Here is a 20,795-nt window from a genome sequence, read left to right as displayed (position 1 = left end):
CGGACCCCGGGACGCCACCGGCTCGGCGCCCGTCCGGAACCCGTTCGTCCCGCGATGCGGCGCATGTGAGACGGAGGATCGTTCACGGCGGCGGAGGCAATAGGGTGGAGGCGCCTGCTGCCTCCCCGCCGGGAGGCCCGAAGATCGCTCCGCCGTTCACGAGGCGGAGCCGCGCCGAGGAGTCAACTGCCGTGTCGGACCCGATGCGCCCCCGCGCTTCTCTCCGTACCGCCGTGGTCTGGGAGGTCCTCAAGGACGCCTTGGACCGCCGGGTCAAGGCCGCCGGGCGGGAGTCGCTCGACGTGCTGGACACGGGTGGCGGCAGCGGCAACTTCGCCGTACCCGTCGCCGGTCTCGGTCACCGGGTCACCGTCGTCGACCCCAGCCCGAACGCGCTGTTCGCGCTGGAGCGCCGCGCCGCCGAGGCCGGCGTCGCCGACCGCGTGCAGGGCGTCCAGGGCGACGCGCACGGACTCTTCGACGTGGTCGAGCGCGGCGGCTACGACGCCGTGCTGTGCCACGGCGTCCTGGAGTACGTCGACGACCCGGCCGAGGGTGTCCGCAACGTGGTGGACGCGCTGCGGCCCGAGGGCGTGCTCAGCCTTCTCGCCGCCGGCCTGGGCGGCGCCGTGCTGGCCCGCGCCCTCGCCGGGCACTTCAAGGAGGCCCGCCACGCGCTCGACGACCCGGACGGACGCTGGGGCGAGGGTGATCCTGTTCCGCACCGGTTCACCGCCGAACAGCTCACCTCCCTGGTCGCCGGCGCAGGCCTGCACGTCGGCGCCGTGCACGGCGTACGGGTCTTCGCGGATCTGGTGCCCGGAGTCCTGGTGGACACCGAGCCGGGCGCCCTGGAGGCCCTGCTGAAGCTGGAGGCGGCGGCGGCCGAACGCGCCGCGTTCCACTCCGTGGCCACACAGCTCCATGTGCTCGGCGAGGCCCGGGGTACCGCCGAGGGCTGAACCGCCTCCCGTGGTGCGCCGCTGATCAGGGGCTCGGCAGCAGATGGAGTACGCCACAGACCACCCGATCGAGTGTCCGGCGCCGTATGATCGAGGGAGACCGTCCGGCATGACGGACCGTTCGCTGGGGAATGCACGCCTCAGTACATCGGGTCGCCATGACGGGTTCCGGTTGGCGAATTGGCGTAGAGGGGCGGGTTTCACGGGGGCGATTCCCTGCCTATCCTGAAGGGGACCCCCGGTCGCCCCGGCGACTGCACGATGAGGAGGACTCCGTGCCGCTCTCGGAGCACGAGCAGCGAATGCTCGAGCAGATGGAGCGAGCGCTGTACGCCGAAGATCCCAAGTTCGCGACAGCGCTTGAGGGAAGCGGGCTGCGTACGTACACCCGGCGACGGGTTTACCAGGCGGTCGCGGGCTTCCTGGTGGGTATCGCGCTCCTCATGGCTGGAATGGTCGCAGTTCAGATCTGGCTGAGCGTGGTGGGCTTCCTGGTCATGCTGGGCTGTGCGGTGCTCGCCGTCACCGGTTGGCGCAAAGCTCCCAAGCCAGGTGAACAGCCGGCCGCGTCCGGCTCACCCGCCGCTCGCCGTCAGGGTCGGCAACGCCGCTCCATGATGGACCGCATCGAACAGCGCTGGCAGCGTCGTCGCGACGAACAGGGCGGTAACTGAGCCTCCGGCGTCGCAGCCGCAGACATACGCGTGAGGGGGCGTCCACCCGGGTCCGGGTGGACGCCCCCTCACGCGTGCGTTCGGGTACCCGCGTGCACGCCGGGCGTGCCGGGCCGGAGCCGTTCCGTCTCGTGGCTCTTCCCCCGGCCGCCGGGACTCCCCTCCTTGGGTCGGCCATCCCCGAGGTGTGCCCGGCGGCTCGGACATCCTGAGAACAACCGCCGGCGGTGGGGACCCGCCCGCCCGGTGCCCGGGACCACGTTCCACGGCACCCGGCACCGGTGGCTGTGCCCACTCGTCCCGCCCTGCGGGACGACTGCCCACACAAGGTGCCCTGCCGCCTGCCGCCCACCCGTCGTGTCCTGCGGGACGACTGCCCACAGAGGGTGTCCTGCCGCCTGCCGCTCACCCGTCGTGTCCTTGCGGGACGGGGCAGGGCGGGTGACCGGCAGGCCGGCGGTGTGGCCGGCCTGCCCGGGTCAGGGGGTCTGGCTCGACGGGCGGTGCAGGAGGGTTTCCTTGCGGGCCGAGACGCGGGCTCCGAGGGTTGTCCAGGCGGTCGAGGCCGCCCAGATCACCCGGACGGCCGAACGCGGGGCGAGGAGAGCACGCAGCCGGACGGGACGGCTCGCCGAGGCGCTGAGGGCCTCCGCGACCCGGCGCGCGTCGTTCGCGAGTCCGGCCACCGGCCGGGGGTGCGGGGCGTAGAGAACCTGCTCCACGGCCGCGGCCAGCCGGTGCACCGCGGCCGAGGCCTCCGGATCGAGTTCCCCGATCCGGACGATCCGCTCGGCGGCCTTCCTCGGCGTCTGGGACTCCTCCGGCGCGATCCCGTAGTCCCACGCCGTATCGGTCACCTCCAGCCAGGCCCCGAGCGTGTACGCCGCCACGTCCGCCTCCGTGCGGCCGTGGCCGCCGAGCCGGACGGCCCGTGTCCGCATCCGCCACAGCATGGGCAGCAGCGGCACGCCCAGGATCAGGAGCCCGGCCAGGGCCAGCCCGAGGGTGTTCAACCAGGGCCAGTCGTCGTCCTGGGAGCCGACCGCCGCCGCCGAGGACTCGCTCGGACACGCCGCCAGCTTCCGCAGCTGCGGCGAGCAGCTCTCGCTGGCCGACGGTGCCGTGGAGGGCGCCGCGGACGCCGAGGACGACGGTTTGGGCACGACCGGTGCGTCGTTGCCCGGCGTGTCCGTCTGGGTGTATGCGGGAACCGTGCCCCGGCTCGGGGTCGGCTCGAAGCGGGTCCAGCCCACGCCCTCGAAGTACAGCTCGGGCCAGGCGTGCGCGTCCCGCAGGCCCACCGACATCGAACCGTTCGCCTGCGGAGACCCGGGCGTGAAGCCCACCGCCACGCGGGCCGGAATCCCCAGCGTCCGTGCCATCGAGGCCATCGCGAAGGAGAAGTGGACGCAGAAGCCCTCCTTGTCCTTCAGGAAGTTCGCGATCGCGGCGGAGCCGCTGCCGGCCTGCACCTCGGTGTCGTACCGGAAGTTCCCGCTGACGGCGAAGTAGTCCTGGAGCTTGACCGCCTGCTCGTAGTGGTTGGCGGAGCCCTTGGTGACCCTGCGGGCCGTGTCCGCCACCAGCGCGGGCAACGACTCCGGAACCTTGGTGAACTGGCGCCTCATCGCGGGCGAGGGTTCCGGGGCGTTCGCCAGCTGCTCCGCCGTCGGCTGCACCATCAGGCTCGTGACCTCGTACTGCACACCGCGTGTGTTCTGTCCGTGGTCACCGACGAGGGTGCGCCCCACGGGTTCGTACCGCCAGCTGCCGTCGATGTCGACCTTGCTGGCCGGATACGGCATCGGCAGCCAGTCCTGCGCGTACCAGTCGGCCGCCGCGATCCGGGTCCGGATCGTGGCCCGCTTGACCTGGTCGGCGAGACCGATCGGCGCCGGGAACGACTTCGGCACGTCCTCGATGTGGCGCTGGGCCGGCTTCCAGGCCGTGCCGTCGAACTCGTCCAGCGAGACGATCCGCAGATACAGGTCCTGCGTCTCCGCGGTGTTGGTGCGGTACGTCAGGACCGTGCGGTCCTCGTCCACGTTCAGGCTGTCGCGGAGCGAGACCAGCGGGTTCACCGCGGAGATCGTGCCGCCGCCCCCGGAGCCGTTGCCCACACCCCGGCCCGTGCCGTCCAGCAGCCCCCCGTCGAGCGCGGGCAGGGCGAGCGGCACCACCAGCGCGACGCCCAGCGCCACCGCGCCGATCCGCCGCCCGGTGCGGACGGGCGCGACGGCGCCGTCCGGGCCCGGAGCGCGGGACGCTCCGCCGAAAACGCGACCCCACTGCGAGAGCCGGTCCCGACCCTCGGCCAGCAGCAGCATCAGATAGCCGGCCGCCGCGAGCAGGAACCACAGCCAGGCCGCGCCGCCGCCGGAGAGGCCCGCGGCGACGGAGTACAGGGCGAGCAGCGGAAGGCCGGCGGGCGCGGCGCTGCGGTAGGTCACCGCGAGCGCGTCCACCGCGAGTCCGATCACCAGGACTCCGCCGACGACCATCAGCCGGATTCCGTCCGACAGAGGAGCCGGAATCGAGTACCGGCCGACGTCTTCGCTGCCCGCCTGGAGGAGTGTCGCGAAGTGCTGGAAGGCCTCGGGCCCGGGGACGATACCGGCGACGGCCTCCTGCCGGGCGAAGATCAGCGTCAGCAGCATCAGCGTCACCAGCGCCTGCGCCGCCACGGTCAGCGGCCGGGCCAGCGGAACCCGCCGGGTCAGCGCGCCCACACCGGTCTGCACGGCCACCAGGAACACCGCCTGGAAGATCCATGTCGCCGGGTCCACCAGCGGCAGCAGCGCGCAGGACGCCAGCAGTGTGGCCGCGGCCGCGCACAGTGTCAGTCGGGCTCGCCCGCTCATGTCCCACTACCCCCCGCGGTAGTACCTGTCGATGCCACGTGCGTGCGCTGACGGTCCGCCTCGCGCCACAGGTCGGCGAGCGACACGCCCCGCGGCACCATGACGGCGGTCCAGCCCGCCTCGCGCAGCATCCGCAGCCGGTCCACGCTCCGGTCCAACGGGCCGGGCACTTCGGTCGATTCCCGCACCCAGGACTCACTGTCCAGCAGAAACGCGACGGCCCCGCCGCTGCGCTGGCGCATCTTGCCGAGCACGGTCGCCTGCTCCTCGTCGAGATCGCCGAGGAAGGCGATCAGCAGTCCTTCGTTGCCACCGCGCAGCACGTCGTACGCCCGGGACAGGCCCGTGCCGTCCGAGTGGTCGATGACGGCGAGCGTGTCCATCATCATCCCGGCGGCGTCCGCCGATTCCTGGCTGGCGCCCGCGAACCCGTCGGCGCCCTCGCCGGGCACCGAGCTGCCGGTGTCCGTCAGAAGGCGGACCGAGAAGCCCCGTTCGAGCATGTGGACCAGGGCCGACGCCGTGCCTGAGACGGCCCATTCGAAGGCCGAGTCCGGGCCGGCGCCCTGGAAGGCGATGCCCCGGGTGTCGAGCAGCACGGTGCACCGGGAGCGCTGCGGCTGCTCCTCGCGGCGGACCATCAACTCGCCGTAGCGAGCGGTCAGCCGCCAGTGCACGCGGCGCAGGTCGTCGCCGTAGCGGTAGCCGCGCGGGATGATGTCGTCCTCGCCCGCCAGGGCCAGGGAGCGCTGCCGCCCGTCGCCGTACCCCTTCGCCTCGCCGGTCAGCCGCACCGGAGGCAGGGCCTCCACGCGCGGGATGACCGTCAGGGTGTCGTACGTGGAGAAGGAGCGGGTCAGCTCGCACATGCCGAACGGGTCGGTCAGCCGCAGCTGGAGCGGGCCCAGCGGGTAGCGGCCGCGCAGGTCCGAGCGCACCCGGTAGGACACCTCGCGGCGGCCGCCCGCCTCCACCCGGTCCAGCACGAAGCGGGGGCGCGGACCGAGCACGTACGGCACCCGGTCCTGGAGCATCAGCAGGCCGGTGGGCAGTCGCGAGATGTTGTCCATGCGCAGATGCACGCGGGCCTCGGAGCCGGCGGGCACACGCCCGGGGGAGAGCCTGCGGCTGCCCGCGACCCGGTAGCGGGTGCGGTACAGCACGGTCGCGCAGACCAGCGGCAGGGCCGCGAGGAGCAGGCCGACCCGGAGCAGATCGCTCTGCCCCAGGACGTACGCGCAGATCGCGGCGGCCACTCCGGCGGCCAGGAACGAGCGACCGCGTGTGGTGAGCCCGGCGAGCGCGGTGCGCAGCCCGCCCTTGTCCTCCTCGGCGGTGTGCCCCGTGCCCGCTTCCGTCATCACAGCCTCCGGGGCGGCTGCTGACCGTACGTGGGCACGCCCCGGCCCATCGAGAGGCCGGACTGCTGCTGGGGAGCGGCGGGCACCGGGGTGCGCTGGAGGATCTCCTGGACGACCTGCTCGGCCGTGCGGCGGTTCAACTGTGCCTGGGCCGTGGGCAGCAGGCGGTGGGCCAGGACCGCGACGGCGAGCGCCTGCACGTCGTCCGGCAGCGCGAAGTCCCGGCCACTGAGAGCGGCGGACGCCTTCGCCGCGCGCAGCAGATGCAGCGTGGCACGCGGCGAGGCGCCGAGTCTGAGGTCGGGGTGGCTGCGCGTGGCCGCCACCAGGTCCACCGCGTAACGGCGCACCGGGTCGGCGACGTGGACCGTGCGGACCGCGTCGATCAGCTTCACTATCTCGTGCGCGTGGGCGACCGGCTGGAGGTCGTCCAGCGGGTTCACGCCGCCGTGGATGTCCAGCATCTGCAGTTCGGCTTCCGCGCTGGGGTAGCCGATGGAGACACGGGCCATGAAGCGGTCGCGCTGGGCCTCGGGCAGTGGGTAGGTGCCCTCCATCTCGACCGGGTTCTGGGTGGCCACCACCATGAACGGGCTGGGCAGTTCGTAAGTCTGCCCGTCGATGGTGACCTGCCGCTCCTCCATCGACTCCAGGAGCGCGGACTGCGTCTTGGGCGAGGCGCGGTTGATCTCGTCGCCGATCACGATCTGCGCGAAGATCGCGCCCGGCTTGAACTCGAAGTCCCGGCGCTGCTGGTCCCAGATGGACACACCGGTGATGTCCGACGGCAGCAGGTCGGGCGTGAACTGAATACGCCGCACCGAACAGTCGATGGACCGTGCCAGCGCCTTGGCCAGCATGGTCTTGCCGACGCCCGGGACATCCTCGATCAGAAGATGCCCCTCGGCGAGCAGCACGGTCAGCGAAAGCCGTACGACCTCAGGCTTGCCTTCGATCACTCCTTCCACCGAACTGCGGACGCGCTCCACAGTGGCGGTCAGATCTGTAAGGCTCGCTCGATCGTCATAGGTCGTCACCCGGCCCTCCTCGGCCCTTTCCCGGGCCGACGCCCTGTGCGGACCGGCCCACCCCGAAACACGGACACCACGCGCGAAAGGTTCCGCGTGACGTCACACCCGCATTCTTGTTGCCGTTACCGGTTCGTGTCACTCGCCTGTGGATAACTGGCCGCGATATGTCAGGTTTTACGGCCCTTTGGGCAGCGGACGGTCGGGGTTTTTGGTGAAGAGAGGGTCCCACGGGCGGCTGAGGGTCGGCGACCGGGGGGTCCCGCGGTGCCGGTCAGGAGGGGTCGATCTCGCGCAGCAGGCCGGTCGTGACGTCGAAGACGAAGCCGCGGACGTCATCGGTGTGCACCAGGAACGGGGAGGTGCGCACGCGCTGCATCGACTGCCGTACGTCCTGTTCGACGTCCCGGAAGGCCTCGACCGCCCACGCGGGGCGCTGGCCGACCTCCATCTCCAGGTCGTGCCGGAACTCCTCGGTGAGGGACTCCAGACCGCAGCCGGTGTGGTGGATGAGGACCACACTGCGGGTGCCGAGCGCGCGCTGGCTGATGGTGAGGGAGCGGATGACGTCGTCGGTGACCACGCCGCCGGCGTTGCGGATGGTGTGGCAGTCGCCCAGTTCCAGCCCCAGCGCGGCGTGCAGGTCGAGCCGGGCGTCCATGCACGCGACCACCGCGACGTGCAGCACGGGGCGGGCGTCCATCCCCGGGTCGGTGAAGGCGGCGGCGTATTTCCCGTTCGCGTCGACGAGTCGGTCGGTGACCGTGCGCTCTGCGGCTATGGCGCCTTCGGGTTCGGTGGGAACAGATGCGGAAGTCGTCATACCCATGACGTTACTGGTCACGCCTGAGGCAGTCCTGCTGTGAGAGGGGACAAAAAATGCCATCGCGCCTTGTTGTGAGGTAATCCACACGGGCGGTGACGACGTGCCCGTTCGGGTGATTCTTCCGGATCCGCGGCTTCGTTCCGAGCGGGGTCCGCGACGCGCATGCCGGTTGATTGACCGCGAGACACCGTGGACTAAAGTGACGCGAAGCGGGAGGCGAGGCTCTCCCCGCTGGACTGTTTTCCCTGGAGACCCGGCGACTTTCCGGAGTCTCCCCGCGTGCGCGGCGCGTACGTACGGCTCGGCCTCCTCCCGCTCCCGGTCGGCTGACGCCACTCATCCGGCGCCAGCAGACCTCCCCTTCCCGAGCGGGTGGGGACCCGGCGGTGCGTATGGCCGCGCCGGACCTGAGAGGGCCCGGAATGACAGGGCGCGAAGCGCTCCCCAACGAGGGCGGCAGCGGGCGACCGGAGGGGCAGAGCCGACACGTTCCGGTCATGCTCGACCGGTGCCTGGACATGCTCGCCCCGGCCCTCGCCGAGCCCGGAGCCGTGGTCGTCGACTGCACGCTCGGACTCGGCGGTCACAGCGAGGCACTGCTCACCCGGTTCCCCGAAGCGCGGCTCGTGGCCCTGGACCGTGACAAGGAGGCGCTGCGCCTCTCCGGAGAACGGCTCGCCCCCTTCGGCGACCGCGCCTCCCTGGTGCACGCCGTCTACGACGAACTCCCCGACGTGCTCGACCGCCTGGACATCCCGCGTGTCCAGGGCATCCTGTTCGACCTCGGGGTCTCCTCGATGCAACTCGACGAGGCGGACCGGGGTTTCGCGTACGCGCAGGACGCCCCGCTCGACATGCGCATGGACCAGACGACCGGCATGAGCGCGGCCGAGGTGCTCAACACCTACCCGCCCGGCGAACTGGTCCGGATCCTGCGGGCGTACGGCGAGGAGAAGCAGGCCAAGCGGATCGTCTCCGCGGTCGTGCGCGAGCGCGACAAGGACCCCTTCACCAACAGCGCGCGGCTCGTCGAACTGATCCGGGACGCGCTGCCCCAGGCGGCCAAGCGCACCGGCGGCAATCCCGCCAAGCGCACCTTCCAGGCGCTGCGCATCGAGGTCAACGGTGAACTGAGCGTCCTGGAGAGGGCGGTTCCCGCGGCCGTGAAGACGCTCGCCGTCGGCGGCCGCATCGCCGTGCTGTCGTACCACTCGCTGGAGGACCGGCTGGTCAAGCAGGTGTTCGCGGCCGGCGCCGCCAACACCGCGCCGCCCGGACTGCCGGTCGTCCCCGAGCGCTACCAGCCCCGGCTCAAGCTCCTCACCCGCGGTGCCGAACTTCCCACGGAGGAGGAGGTCGCCGAGAACCGGCGAGCTGCTCCCGCCCGGCTGCGAGGGGCGGAACGCATCCGCGAGGACGCCGCCGAGTGAGGCGCGGGGAGAAGGAGGGCGTGTGAGCGGCAAACCCGAACTCAGGGGGCGGGCCGCGCGGCTCGCGCGGCTCCTTCCGGCCGGCGCCGGGCAGGCCGCCCGTACCCCCTTCGTCCTGCTGGTCGTCCTTCTCCTCGGCGGCGGTCTCATCGGGCTCCTCGTGCTGAACTCGGCGCTCAGCGAAGGGGCGTTCCGCCTCGACGACCTCCAGAAGGACACCAAGAGCCTGACCGACGAGGAACAGGGCCTCCAGCGGGACGTGGACGCCTACTCCGCCCCCGACGCCCTCCAGCGCCGCGCCCGCGAACTCGGCATGGTCCCCGGCGGCGACCCGGCCTTCCTCGCCCCCGACGGCACGGTCAAGGGCGTCCCCGGAGCCGCCCGGCAGTCCGCCGCACGGGCCCCGATGATCCCTCCGCCCGAGGTCCTCGCCCCGGCCCCGGCCCGGCCGCAGAGCCCGGCCGCGAGCCCGGCGTCGGGCGCCGCCCCGGCGCCCGCCCCGCGGCAGCCGTCCACGGGCGCGCACACCACCCGCGCCCCCGCCCCGTCCGCACAGTCCTCCACGACCCCCGGCAGGTGACGGAAGTGTCCGACAGGGAACCGCCGCGCCGCCGAGTGCCCGGCCCCGCCAGGCCCGTACGACCCGGCGGCCGGAGCCGCCCGGGTCCGGGGGGCCGCCCCGTGCGCCGTCCGGCCCCGGCCCGTCCCGGCGGCCCGCGCGTCATCCGGCTCGGCAGCCCCCGCCCTCGGCTGCGCATGGTCAGCCTCGCGCTGACGCTGGTGATGATCGCGTTCGTCGTACGGCTGCTCCAGGTGCAGGCCGTCGACGCGAGCACCTACACCGCGAAGGCCGAGCAGAACCGGTACGTCGGGCGCACGCTGGCCGCCGAGCGCGGCGGGATCACCGACCGCGACGGCGTCGAGCTGGCGACGAGCGTGGACGCGTACGACATCACCGCCGACCCGACGATGTTCACGCGCGAGGCCACCAAGGTGGGGGACGCGCCCGAGCAGGCCGCCGCGCTCCTCGGCCCGATCATCGGCCAGGACACGGACACCGTCGCCCGGAAGCTGCGGACCGCGAACACCCGCTACACGCTCCTCGCGCACCGCCGCACCCCCCAGGTCTGGCAGCAGATCAAGGACCTGAAGAGCACCCTCGGGACCAAGGCGGAGACCGACAAGGGCACGGTCAACGTCCTCGCGGGCGTCCTCGCCGTGCCGGCCAGCAAGCGCGTGTACCCGAACGGCGATCTCGCCGCCGGGATACTGGGCTGGGTCAACGCCGACGGCAAGGGCGGCGGTGGTGTCGAGCAGCAGCTCGACAAGGAGCTCACCGGCAAGGACGGCAAGATCCGCTACGCCCAGTCCGGTGGCCGCCAGGTGCCGACCGTGGGTTCCACCGAGACACCGGCCGTGGCCGGCTCCGACGTCGAGCTGACCATCGACCGGGACATCCAGTGGGCCGCGCAGGACGCCATCACCGAGCAGGTGAAGAAGTCCAGGGCGGACCGCGGGTACGTGATAGTGCAGGACACCAGGACCGGCGAGGTCCTCGCCATGGCCAACTCGCCCGGCTTCGACCCCAACGACCTCACCCAGGCCAACGCCGCGGCCATGGGCAACGCGGCCCTCCAGGACGCCTACGAGCCCGGCTCCACCGCCAAGCTGATGTCCATGGCCGCCGTCCTCCAGGAGAACGTGGCCACCCCCGGCACCCACGTCGTCGTGCCGAACCGGCTGCACCGCGGGGACCGGCTCTTCCAGGACGACATCGACCACACCACCTGGTACCTCACGCTCAACGGGGTCCTCGCCAAGTCCAGCAACATCGGCACCATCCTGGCGACCGGCCAGCTCGGAAAGACCCAGAAGCAGGCGAACCGGGTCCTCTACTCGTACCTGCGCAAGTTCGGCATCGGCAGTCACACCGGGCTCGGCTTCCCCGGTGAGACCGCGGGCATCCTCGCGCCGCCCGACAAGTGGTCGACCTCGCAGCAGTACACGATTCCATTCGGCCAGGGCGTCTCGATCAACGCGATGCAGGCGGCCTCCGTCTACTCGACGATCGCCAACGGCGGCGTCCGTATCGAGCCGACCCTGGTGCGCGGCACCAAGGGGGCCGACGGTCGTTTCACGCCCGCCGCCGAGCCGAAGAAGACCCGGGTCGTGAGCGAGAGGACGGCGAAGACCCTCGCCCAGATGCTGGAGTCCGTGGTGGACGACGAGCAGGGCACCGGCGCCAAGGCGCGCATCCCCGGCTACCGGGTCGCGGGCAAGACGGGTACGGCCAACCGCGTGGATCCGGCCACCGGCAAGTACCACGGCTACACCTCGTCGTTCGCCGGATTCGCCCCCGCGGACAAGCCACGGATCACCGTCTACTGCGCGATCCAGAACGCCACGAAGGGCCTCTACTACGGCGGCCAGATCTGCGGACCCGTCTACAAGCAGGTCATGGAGTTCGCCCTGAAGACCCTCCAGGTCCCGCCCACCGGTGCCCCCGCCGCCCGACTGCCCGTCGAGTTCACGCCGTGACCGCCTCCGACCGCATGCCCTGATCAGCGCCCCCGTACAACGGACCAGGAACCACTCGTGACAACGATCACCCCGGACCCCGGGAACCGCTCCTCCTCGCACCCCCCGCCCGCGCCCTCGCTTCGCCCCGGCGGGGGTGGGCCCGGTACGCTCACCGCCGTGCCACACGCTGATCAGTCCCAAACCACCCAGAAGGGCGTTCCTGTGACATATCCGGGGCCGCCGCGGCCGGTTCACGTCTCCGCCATCCACCTCGCGGAGCTGGCCGATCAGCTGGGCGCCGACAAGCCGGCGAGCGACGCCGGGGTCACGGGCATCACCCATGACTCCCGCGCGGTGCGACCCGGCGACGTGTACGCCGCCCTGCCCGGGGCCCGTCTGCACGGCGCCGACTTCGTGACCCAGGCGGCCGGCCTCGGCGCGGTCGCCGTACTCACCGACCCGACCGGTGCCGACCGCGCCGCGGCCACCGGTCTGCCGGTCCTCGTCGTAGAGAACCCGCGCGGCTCGATGGGCGAGCTGGCGGCCACCATCTACGGCCACCCGGGGCGCGATCTGCTCCAGATCGGCATCACGGGCACCTCCGGCAAGACCACGACGGCCTACCTCGTCGAGGGCGGCCTGAAGACGGTCCGCTCCACCGGCCTGATCGGCACGGTCGAGATGCGCATCGGCGACGAGCGCATCAAGTCGGAGCGCACCACGCCCGAGGCCACCGACCTGCAGGCCCTGTTCGCCGTCATGCGCGAGCGCGGGGTCGATTCCGTCGCGATGGAGGTCTCCAGCCACGCGCTGGTCCTCGGCCGCGTCGACGGCTGCGTCTTCGACGTCGCCGTCTTCAACAACCTCAGCCCGGAACACATGGAGTTCCACACGGGCATGGAGGACTACTTCCAGGCCAAGGCACAGCTGTTCACGGCCAGACGCAGCCGGCTCGGCGTCGTCAATCTCGACGACGAGTACGGCCGCCGGCTCAGCGAGGAAGCGACCGTCCCGGTCGTCACCTTCTCCGCCGAGGGCCACCCGGACGCCGACTGGCGCGCCGAGGACGTCGAAGTCGGCCCGATGGACTCGACGTTCACCGCGATCGGCCCCAAGGGCGAGCGGGTCACCGCCCGCTCGCCGCTCGCGGGCCCCTTCAACGTGGCGAACACGCTCGCCGCGATCGTCGCCCTCGCGGTCGCCGGAATCGACCCGCAGACCGCGGCCGACGGCATCTCCGCCGTCCCGGGGGTCCCGGGCCGGCTGGAGCGCGTGGACGAGGGCCAGCCGTACCTCGCCGTCGTCGACTACGCCCACAAGACGGACGCCGTCGAATCCGTCCTGCGCGCCCTGCGCAAGGTGACCGAGGGCAAGCTGCACGTGGTGCTCGGCTGCGGCGGAGACCGTGACAGAACCAAGCGGATGCCGATGGGGGCGGCCGTGGCCCGGCTCGCCGACACCGCCGTCCTGACCTCGGACAACCCCCGTTCCGAGGACCCGCTGGCGATTCTCGCCACGATGCTCGCGGGCGCCGCCGAGGTTCCGGCGCACGAGCGGGGCGAGGTCCAGGTCTTCGAGGACCGGGCCGCCGCCATCGCCGCGGCCGTCGCGCGCGCAAAGCCGGGCGACACCGTGCTGGTCGCGGGCAAGGGCCACGAGCAGGGCCAGGACATCGCCGGGGTGGTGCGTCCCTTCGACGACCGCCAGGTGCTTCGCGAAGCTATCCAGAAGACCCAGGGATGAACTTGTGATCGCCCTCTCTCTCGCCGAGATCGCAGCAGTCGTCGGCGGGCAGACGTACGACATACCGGATCCGGCGGTACAGGTCACCGGACCGGTCGTCAGGGACTCCCGTGAAGTGGAGTCCGGCAGTCTCTTCGTCGCCTTCGTCGGCGAACGCGTGGACGGCCACGACTACGCCGAGGCGGTGATCGCAGCCGGCGCGGCCGCCGTCCTGGCGTCCCGCCCCGTCGGCGTGCCCGCCATCGTCGTCGACGACGTGCAGACGGCCCTCGGTGCCCTCGCCCGCCACGTCGTCGAACGGCTCGGCGCGACCCTCGTGGCCCTCACCGGCTCCGCCGGCAAGACCAGCACCAAGGACCTGATCGCCCAGGTACTGCGGAGCAAGGCGCCGACCGTCTTCACCCCCGGCTCCCTCAACAACGAGATCGGACTGCCGCTCACCGCGCTCAGCGCCACCGAGGAGACGAAGTTCCTCGTGCTGGAGATGGGCGCCCGCGGCATCGGCCACATCCGCTATCTCACGGACCTCACCCCGCCGAAGATCGGCCTCGTCCTCAACGTCGGCACCGCCCACATCGGCGAGTTCGGCGGCCGCGAGCAGATCGCGCAAGCAAAGGGCGAGCTCGTCGAGAGCCTCCCCGAGGACGGCGCGGCGGTCCTCAACGCCGACGATCCCCTCGTACGCGCCATGGCATCCCGTACGAAGGCACGCGTGATCCTCTTCGGAGAGTCCGACGAAGCGGACGTACGGGCCGAGAACGTCCGGCTCACGGAGAACGGACAGCCCGCCTTCAGCCTTCGCACACCCTCCGGGTGCAGTGATGTGACCATGCGCCTGTACGGTGAGCACCACGTGTCGAACGCGCTCGCCGCGGCCGCCGTCGCCCATGAGCTGGGCATGTCCGCAGACGAGATCGCCCGCGCGCTCTCCGAGGCGGGCTCCCTCTCCCGCTGGCGGATGGAGGTCACCGAGCGTCCGGACGGCGTGACGGTCGTCAACGACGCCTACAACGCGAACCCCGAGTCCATGCGAGCCGCCCTGCGCGCGCTCGCGTCGATGGGCAAGGGACGTCGTACGTGGGCGGTGCTCGGTCAGATGGCCGAGCTCGGGGACGAGGCGCTCGCCGAGCACGACGCGGTCGGACGGCTTGCCGTCCGGCTCAATGTCGGCAAGCTCGTCGCGGTCGGGGGCAGGGAAGCGTCCTGGCTGCAACTGGGCGCATATAACGAGGGTTCGTGGGGTGAGGAGTCGGTGCACGTGTCCGACGCACAGGCGGCTGTCGACCTGTTGCGCAGCGAGCTGCGCCCAGGGGACGTCGTGCTCGTGAAGGCGTCCAGGTCCGTCGGGCTGGAACGGGTGGCGCTCGCGCTGCTCGCCGACGGTGCCGAGGGTGAGGTTTCCGCCCGATGATGAAGCAGATCCTGTTCGCGGGAGTCATTGGCCTGTTCCTGACTCTGGTCGGCACTCCGCTGCTGATCAAGCTGCTGGCCCGCAAGGGCTACGGCCAGTACATCCGCGACGACGGCCCGCGCGAGCACCACAGCAAGCGCGGTACGCCGACCATGGGTGGTATCGCCTTCATCCTCGCGACGATCATCGCGTATTTCCTGTCGAAGGTGATCACGGGCTACGCGCCCACGTTCTCGGGCCTGCTGGTGCTCGGCCTGATGGCGGGCATGGGCCTGGTCGGCTTCCTGGACGACTACATCAAGATCGTCAAGCGGCGTTCGCTCGGTCTGCGGGCCAAGGCGAAGATGGCCGGACAGCTGATCGTCGGCATCGCCTTCGCGGTGCTGGCCCTGCAGTTCGCCGACAACCGCGGCAACACCCCGGCCTCCACGAAGCTTTCCTTCGTCCAGGACTTCGGCTGGTCCATCGGCCCGGTGCTCTTCGTGGTCTGGGCGCTGTTCATGATTCTCGCCATGTCGAACGGCGTGAACCTGACGGACGGTCTGGACGGTCTCGCCACCGGTGCCGCGACGATGGTCTTCGGTGCCTACACCTTCATCGGTGTCTGGCAGTTCCAGGAGTCCTGCGCCAACGCGACGACCCTGACCAACCCGGGCGCCTGCTACGAGGTACGCGATCCGCTCGACCTCGCGGTCGTCGCCTCCGCCCTCATGGGCGCCTGCTTCGGCTTCCTGTGGTGGAACACCTCGCCGGCCAAGATCTTCATGGGTGACACCGGTTCGCTGGCCCTCGGCGGCGCGCTCGCCGGCCTCGCGATCTGCTCCCGCACGGAGATCCTGGTCGCCCTGCTCGGCGGCCTCTTCGTCCTCATCACCATGTCGGTGGTCATCCAGGTCGGCTCCTTCAAGCTGACCGGGAAGCGTGTCTTCCGCATGGCGCCGCTCCAACACCACTTCGAACTCAAGGGGTGGTCCGAAGTCCTTGTGGTGGTCCGCTTCTGGATCATCCAGGGCATGTGCGTGATCGTCGGACTCGGCCTCTTCTACGCAGGATGGGCAGCCAAGAAGTGACCAACTGGCAGGGCAAGAACGTCACCGTCGCCGGCCTCGGCGTCTCGGGCATCCCGGCGGCCAAGGTCCTGCACGGCCTCGGCGCGGTCGTCACGGTCGTCAACGACGGTGACGACGACCGGGCCCGGGCGCAGGCCGCGGAGCTGGAGGCGCTCGGCGTCACCGTGCGCCTCGGTGACGGCGCGACCCTGCCCGAGGGCACCGAGCTCATCGTGACCGCGCCCGGCTGGCAGCCGGACAAGCCGCTGTTCGCCGCGGCCGCCGCGGCGGGCGTCCCGGTCTGGGGCGACGTCGAACTCGCCTGGCGGCTGCGGGAGCAGGACGGCCGCAAGGCCGCGCCCTGGCTCGCGGTCACCGGCACCAACGGCAAGACCACGACCGTCCAGATGCTCGCCTCCATCCTGAAGGCGGCGGGCCTGCGCACGGCGGCCGTCGGCAACATCGGCGTCTCGCTCCTCGACGCGGTCCTCGGCGAGGAGCAGTACGACGTCCTCGCCGTCGAACTCTCCAGCTACCAGCTCCACTGGGCGCCCTCGCTGCGCGCCCACTCCGCGGTCGTGCTGAACCTCGCGCCCGACCATCTCGACTGGCACGGCTCCATGGAGGCGTACGCCGCCGACAAGGGCCGCATCTACGAAGGCAATCGGGTCGCCTGCGTCTACAACGTGGCCGACAAGGCCACCGAGGACCTGGTGCGCGCCGCGGACGTCGAGGAGGGCTGCCGGGCGGTCGGCTTCACCCTCGGCGCTCCCGGGCCCTCCCAACTCGGCGTCGTGGACGGCATCCTGGTCGACCGCGCCTTCGTCGAGAACCGGCAGAAGAACGCCCAGGAGCTGGCGGAGGTCTCCGACGTCCGTCCGCCCGCCCCGCACAACATCGCCAACGCCCTTGCCGCGGCGGCCCTTGCGCGTGCCTACGGGGTGCCCGCGCGGGCCGTACGGGACGGGTTGCGGGACTTCACGCCGGACGCGCACCGCATCGCGCACGTCGCCGACGTCGGCCGGGTCGCCTACATCGACGACTCCAAGGCCACCAACACGCATGCCGCGGAAGCCTCCTTGGCGGCATACGAGTCGATCGTGTGGATCGCGGGCGGACTCGCCAAGGGCGCGACCTTCGACGAGCTGGTCGCCAAGTCGGCGAAGCGGCTCCGGGGCGTCGTCCTGATCGGCGCGGACCGCGCGCTGATCCGTGAAGCCCTGGCGCGACACGCCCCTGAAGTACCCGTCGTCGACCTCGACCGGACCGACACTGGGGCGATGCTCGCGGCTGTCCGGGAGGCCGAGCGGCTCGCCGAGCCCGGGGACACGGTGCTGCTGGCCCCGGCTTGTGCGTCCATGGACATGTTCGCCAACTACAACAAGCGCGGTGACGCGTTCGCGGAGGCGGTTCGCGAACTCGGCGCCTGACCCGGCCGCCTCGCCGGGCGACCCTGGGAGGGACGGACGCGTGACATCGTTGTGGCCCGGAGACGCCGATGCCGACTAGCCGTACCGGCCGACCTCCCGTGCAGCGGGCCGGCCGGCGGCCCGTCGCCCGGGTGTCGCGCGACCATCCCCTGCGCCGCCTCTTCATCCGTGCCCGCAAGGCCTGGGACCGGCCGCTGACCGCGTACTACCTGATCCTCGGCGGCAGCCTGCTGATCACCGTGCTGGGGCTCGTGATGGTCTACTCGGCCTCGCAGATCACGGCGCTCCAGCTGTCCCTGCCCGGTTCGTACTTCTTCCGCAAGCAGTTCCTGGCGGCCCTGATCGGCGGCGTGCTGATGCTGGCCGCCTCGCGGATGCCGGTGAAGCTGCACCGGGCGCTGGCCTACCCCATACTGGCCGGCGCCGTCTTCCTGATGGCCCTGGTGCAGGTGCCCGGGATAGGAGTCGCGGTCAATGGCAACCAGAACTGGATCTCCCTCGGCGGCTCGTTCCAGATCCAGCCCAGCGAGTTCGGCAAGCTCGCCCTCGTGCTGTGGGGCGCCGATCTGCTCGCCCGCAAGCAGGACAAGCGGCTGCTGACCCAGTGGAAGCACATGCTGGTGCCGCTCGTCCCCGTCGCCTTCATGCTGCTCGGCCTGATCATGCTCGGCGGCGACATGGGCACGGCGATCATCCTCACGGCGATCCTGTTCGGGCTGCTGTGGCTGGCCGGAGCCCCCACCCGGCTGTTCGTCGGCGTGCTGTCCATCGCCGTGGCGATCGGCTTCACCCTCATCAAGACGAGCCCCAACCGCATGTCCAGGCTCGCCTGCATCGGGGCCACCGAGCCGGGGCCGCACGACACCTGCTGGCAGGCCGTGCACGGCATCTACGCCCTCGCCTCCGGCGGTCTCTTCGGTTCCGGCCTCGGCGCCAGTGTGGAGAAATGGGGCCAACTGCCCGAAGCGCACACCGACTTCATCTTCGCCATCACCGGGGAGGAACTGGGCCTCGCGGGGACGCTGTCAGTACTCGCCCTCTTCGCGGCTCTAGGCTATGCGGGTATCCGCGTGGCCGGACGCACGGAGGACCCCTTCGTGAGGTATGCCGCGGGAGGCGTGACCACCTGGATCACGGCGCAGGCCGTGATCAACATCGGTGCGGTGCTCGGTCTGCTGCCGATCGCCGGTGTCCCGCTCCCGCTGTTCTCCTACGGAGGCTCCGCCCTGCTGCCGACCATGTTCGCCATCGGGTTGCTGATCGCCTTCGCGCGTGACGACCCCGCTGCGCGGGCGGCACTCGCGATGCGGCAACCCCGCTTTGGCAGAAGGCGGGGTGCGGTGAGAGAGTCCGCAAGGGCCGGGGGGCCCCGGAGATGGAACACGATGCGACGGCGTGCCTCGGCGGCGCGTTCGTCCGGAGAGCGGTGAATTTCGGTGCATGTCGTACTCGCCGGCGGGGGGACCGCCGGCCACATCGAGCCCGCGCTCGCCCTCGCGGATGCCCTGCGCAGGCAGGACCCGACCGTGGGGATCACGGCCCTGGGCACGGAACGCGGACTCGAGACCCGGCTCGTACCCGAGCGCGGATACGAACTCGCGCTGATCCCCGCGGTACCGCTGCCGCGCAAGCCCACCCCCGAGCTGATCACCGTCCCCGGACGGCTGCGCGGCACGATCAAGGCTGCCGAGCAGATCATGGAACGCACCAAGGCGGACGCGGTCGTCGGCTTCGGCGGCTACGTGGCCCTGCCCGGCTACCTGGCGGCCAAGCGCCTCGGCGTGCCGATCATCGTCCACGAGGCGAACGCCCGCCCCGGCCTCGCCAACAAGATCGGATCGCGGTACGCGGCCCAGGTGGCCGTCTCCACGCCCGACAGCAAGCTCCGCGGGGCCCGTTACATCGGCATCCCGCTGCGCCGCTCCATCGCCACCCTCGACCGCGCCGCCGTACGGCCCGAGGCGCGTGCCGCGTTCGGGCTCGACCCGAACCTGCCGACCCTCCTCGTGTCGGGCGGCTCGCAGGGCGCCCGCCGCCTCAACGAGGTGGTCCAGCAGGCGGCTCCGTACCTCCAGCAGGCCGGAATCCAGATCCTGCACGCGGTCGGTCCGAAGAACGAACTGCCGCAGGTGCATCAGATGCCGGGGATGCCCCCGTACATCCCGGTACCGTACGTGGACCGGATGGATCTCGCGTACGCCGCGGCCGACATGATGCTCTGCCGCGCGGGCGCGATGACCGTCGCCGAACTCTCCGCCGTCGGACTGCCCGCCGCCTACGTCCCGCTGCCCATCGGCAACGGCGAACAGCGGCTGAACGCCCAGCCGCTGGTCAAGGCCGGCGGCGGACTGCTGGTCGATGACGCGGAGCTGACCCCGCAGTGGGTGCAGCAGAACGTGCTGCCCGTGCTCGCAGACCCGCACCGGCTGTACGAGATGTCGCGTGCCGCCAGCGAGTTCGGCCGCCGGGACGCCGACGAGCTGCTCGTCGCGATGGTGTACGAGGCAATCGCCTCGCGCCACCGCTAGGACCGCATGAGGGAAGGCAGGGAGCGTGGCCGGACCGAGGACCGCCGAGCGCGGTGAACGGCAGAAGCTGGAGTCCGGCCCGCCCCGGCCGCCCTTTCTCGGGCGGCTCCGCCGCCTTCATAGGCTCATCATCCTTTTGATCGCCGTGGTGTTGGCAGGCGCCGCCGCGGTGTGGATTCTCTACGGCTCCCCATGGCTGCGCGTGGAGCGCGTATCGACCTCCGGGACGCGGGTGCTGACGGCCGGGCAGGTGGAGGAAGCGTCCGATGTTCCGGTCGGATCCCCGCTGATTTCCGTCGAAACGGAGGCGATCGAGGCGCGATTGCTCCGGAAATTGCCCCGAATCGACTCCGTTGACGTCGTCCGATCCTGGCCGCACGGAATCGGTCTCAAAGTGACCGAACGTACCCCGGTCCTGATGGTCGAAAAGGGCGCAAAATTCGTCGAAGTGGACGCCAAGGGCGTGCGGTTCGCGACCGTTTCCGATGCCCCGAAGGGTGTGCCGGTACTGGAACTGACGGTTTCGCGGCCCGCCGTTCTGCGCCGCTTCCCCGTCGACCGGCTGGTGCGTGAGGCGGTGCGGATCGCCGGGGACATTCCGGACTCCGTCGCCCGCGACACCCGTACCGTCAAGGTCCGTTCCTACGACGCCGTCTCGCTGGAGTTGAGGGGCGGCCGGACCGTCGAGTGGGGCAGCGCCGAGAAGGGCCGGGCGAAGGCCAGGACGCTCCTTGCTCTCATGAAAGCCGATCCCGAGGCCCGGCACTTCGACGTAAGTGCCCCCACAGCCCCCGCCTCATCGGGCAGTTGACGAGCATCGGCGCAGGCCAGCACCCTGGTTGGGCAGCGCCGCGCCTGATCACATAGGGTGAAAAGAAAAACGGGAGGTTCGGCGTGTTCGTTGAACGTGCGCCACTTGTCGACTTAGTGTCCTGTTCGGAAGAGTCCAAGGAACAGACACACTGGTAACCC

At 71.2% G+C, this 20,795-nt stretch carries 16 protein-coding genes; 12 read left to right on the top strand and 4 right to left on the bottom strand.

The window, feature by feature from the left end; all coding sequences use genetic code 11:
* Positions 1-191: 191 nt before the first annotated feature.
* On the top strand, positions 192-962 hold the full coding sequence (locus tag OG788_RS14180; RefSeq protein WP_351540069.1) for a methyltransferase: 771 nt from the start codon (positions 192-194) through the stop codon (positions 960-962).
* Between the two features lie 275 nt (positions 963-1,237).
* On the top strand, positions 1,238-1,636 hold the full coding sequence (locus OG788_RS14175; RefSeq protein ID WP_266757800.1) for a DUF3040 domain-containing protein: 399 nt from the start codon (positions 1,238-1,240) through the stop codon (positions 1,634-1,636).
* A 479-nt stretch (positions 1,637-2,115) separates the two neighbouring features.
* Here the strand turns inward: OG788_RS14175 and OG788_RS14170 are convergent, their stop codons facing one another.
* The 4 genes from OG788_RS14170 to OG788_RS14155 form a co-directional block, all read right to left on the bottom strand.
* Positions 2,116-4,497: a DUF3488 and DUF4129 domain-containing transglutaminase family protein gene (locus OG788_RS14170; protein ID WP_406371115.1), complete on the bottom strand. Its 2,382-nt coding sequence runs from the start codon at positions 4,495-4,497 to the stop codon at positions 2,116-2,118.
* A complete protein-coding gene (locus OG788_RS14165) occupies positions 4,494-5,858 on the bottom strand; it encodes a DUF58 domain-containing protein (protein WP_406371114.1) in 1,365 nt (454 codons plus the stop codon). Before OG788_RS14165 ends, OG788_RS14170 begins: the two co-directional genes overlap by 4 nt.
* A complete protein-coding gene (locus OG788_RS14160; RefSeq protein ID WP_351540079.1) occupies positions 5,858-6,895 on the bottom strand; it encodes a MoxR family ATPase in 1,038 nt (345 codons plus the stop codon). The genes OG788_RS14165 and OG788_RS14160 overlap by 1 nt, the downstream gene beginning before the upstream one ends.
* 265 nt (positions 6,896-7,160) lie before the next feature.
* On the bottom strand, positions 7,161-7,709 hold the full coding sequence (locus tag OG788_RS14155; protein WP_351540082.1) for a carbonic anhydrase: 549 nt from the start codon (positions 7,707-7,709) through the stop codon (positions 7,161-7,163).
* Between the two features lie 425 nt (positions 7,710-8,134).
* Between OG788_RS14155 and rsmH the strand changes: the two genes are divergently transcribed.
* From rsmH to OG788_RS14105, 10 genes are all read left to right on the top strand, one after another.
* Positions 8,135-9,142 (top strand): 16S rRNA (cytosine(1402)-N(4))-methyltransferase RsmH, encoded by a 1,008-nt coding sequence (gene rsmH / locus OG788_RS14150; protein WP_266757790.1) that lies wholly within the window; start codon positions 8,135-8,137, stop codon positions 9,140-9,142.
* 22 nt (positions 9,143-9,164) lie between these two features.
* The gene (locus tag OG788_RS14145; RefSeq protein WP_351540086.1) at positions 9,165-9,722 is read left to right on the top strand and encodes a hypothetical protein; all 558 of its coding nucleotides are present in this window, start codon (positions 9,165-9,167) and stop codon (positions 9,720-9,722) included.
* A gap of 5 nt (positions 9,723-9,727) precedes the next feature.
* Complete coding sequence (locus OG788_RS14140) at positions 9,728-11,680, top strand: peptidoglycan D,D-transpeptidase FtsI family protein (RefSeq protein WP_406371111.1); 1,953 nt, start codon at positions 9,728-9,730, stop codon at positions 11,678-11,680.
* Between the two features lie 57 nt (positions 11,681-11,737).
* Complete coding sequence (locus OG788_RS14135) at positions 11,738-13,405, top strand: UDP-N-acetylmuramoyl-L-alanyl-D-glutamate--2,6-diaminopimelate ligase (RefSeq protein ID WP_356755810.1); 1,668 nt, start codon at positions 11,738-11,740, stop codon at positions 13,403-13,405.
* A gap of 4 nt (positions 13,406-13,409) precedes the next feature.
* Positions 13,410-14,816: a UDP-N-acetylmuramoyl-tripeptide--D-alanyl-D-alanine ligase gene (murF, locus tag OG788_RS14130; RefSeq protein ID WP_351540095.1), complete on the top strand. Its 1,407-nt coding sequence runs from the start codon at positions 13,410-13,412 to the stop codon at positions 14,814-14,816.
* Positions 14,813-15,886: a phospho-N-acetylmuramoyl-pentapeptide-transferase gene (mraY, locus tag OG788_RS14125; RefSeq protein ID WP_351540098.1), complete on the top strand. Its 1,074-nt coding sequence runs from the start codon at positions 14,813-14,815 to the stop codon at positions 15,884-15,886. The genes murF and mraY overlap by 4 nt, the downstream gene beginning before the upstream one ends.
* Positions 15,868-17,295 (top strand): UDP-N-acetylmuramoyl-L-alanine--D-glutamate ligase, encoded by a 1,428-nt coding sequence (gene murD / locus OG788_RS14120; protein ID WP_406371108.1) that lies wholly within the window; start codon positions 15,868-15,870, stop codon positions 17,293-17,295. Before mraY ends, murD begins: the two co-directional genes overlap by 19 nt.
* Positions 17,296-17,363: 68 nt before the next feature.
* The gene (gene ftsW, locus OG788_RS14115) at positions 17,364-18,725 is read left to right on the top strand and encodes a putative lipid II flippase FtsW (RefSeq protein ID WP_351540104.1); all 1,362 of its coding nucleotides are present in this window, start codon (positions 17,364-17,366) and stop codon (positions 18,723-18,725) included.
* A 6-nt stretch (positions 18,726-18,731) separates the two neighbouring features.
* Positions 18,732-19,823, top strand: coding sequence for an undecaprenyldiphospho-muramoylpentapeptide beta-N-acetylglucosaminyltransferase (gene murG / locus OG788_RS14110; RefSeq protein ID WP_406371106.1), 1,092 nt, complete (start codon positions 18,732-18,734; stop codon positions 19,821-19,823).
* A 25-nt stretch (positions 19,824-19,848) separates the two neighbouring features.
* Positions 19,849-20,634, top strand: coding sequence for a cell division protein FtsQ/DivIB (locus tag OG788_RS14105; RefSeq protein ID WP_406371104.1), 786 nt, complete (start codon positions 19,849-19,851; stop codon positions 20,632-20,634).
* Positions 20,635-20,795: the final 161 nt, after the last annotated feature.

Source organism: Streptomyces sp. NBC_00647 (genome assembly GCF_045207245.1).
GTDB lineage: Bacteria > Actinomycetota > Actinomycetes > Streptomycetales > Streptomycetaceae > Streptomyces.
The sequence above is the reverse complement of the archived record's forward strand: the minus strand, read 5'-3'. Positions and strand labels throughout refer to the sequence as shown.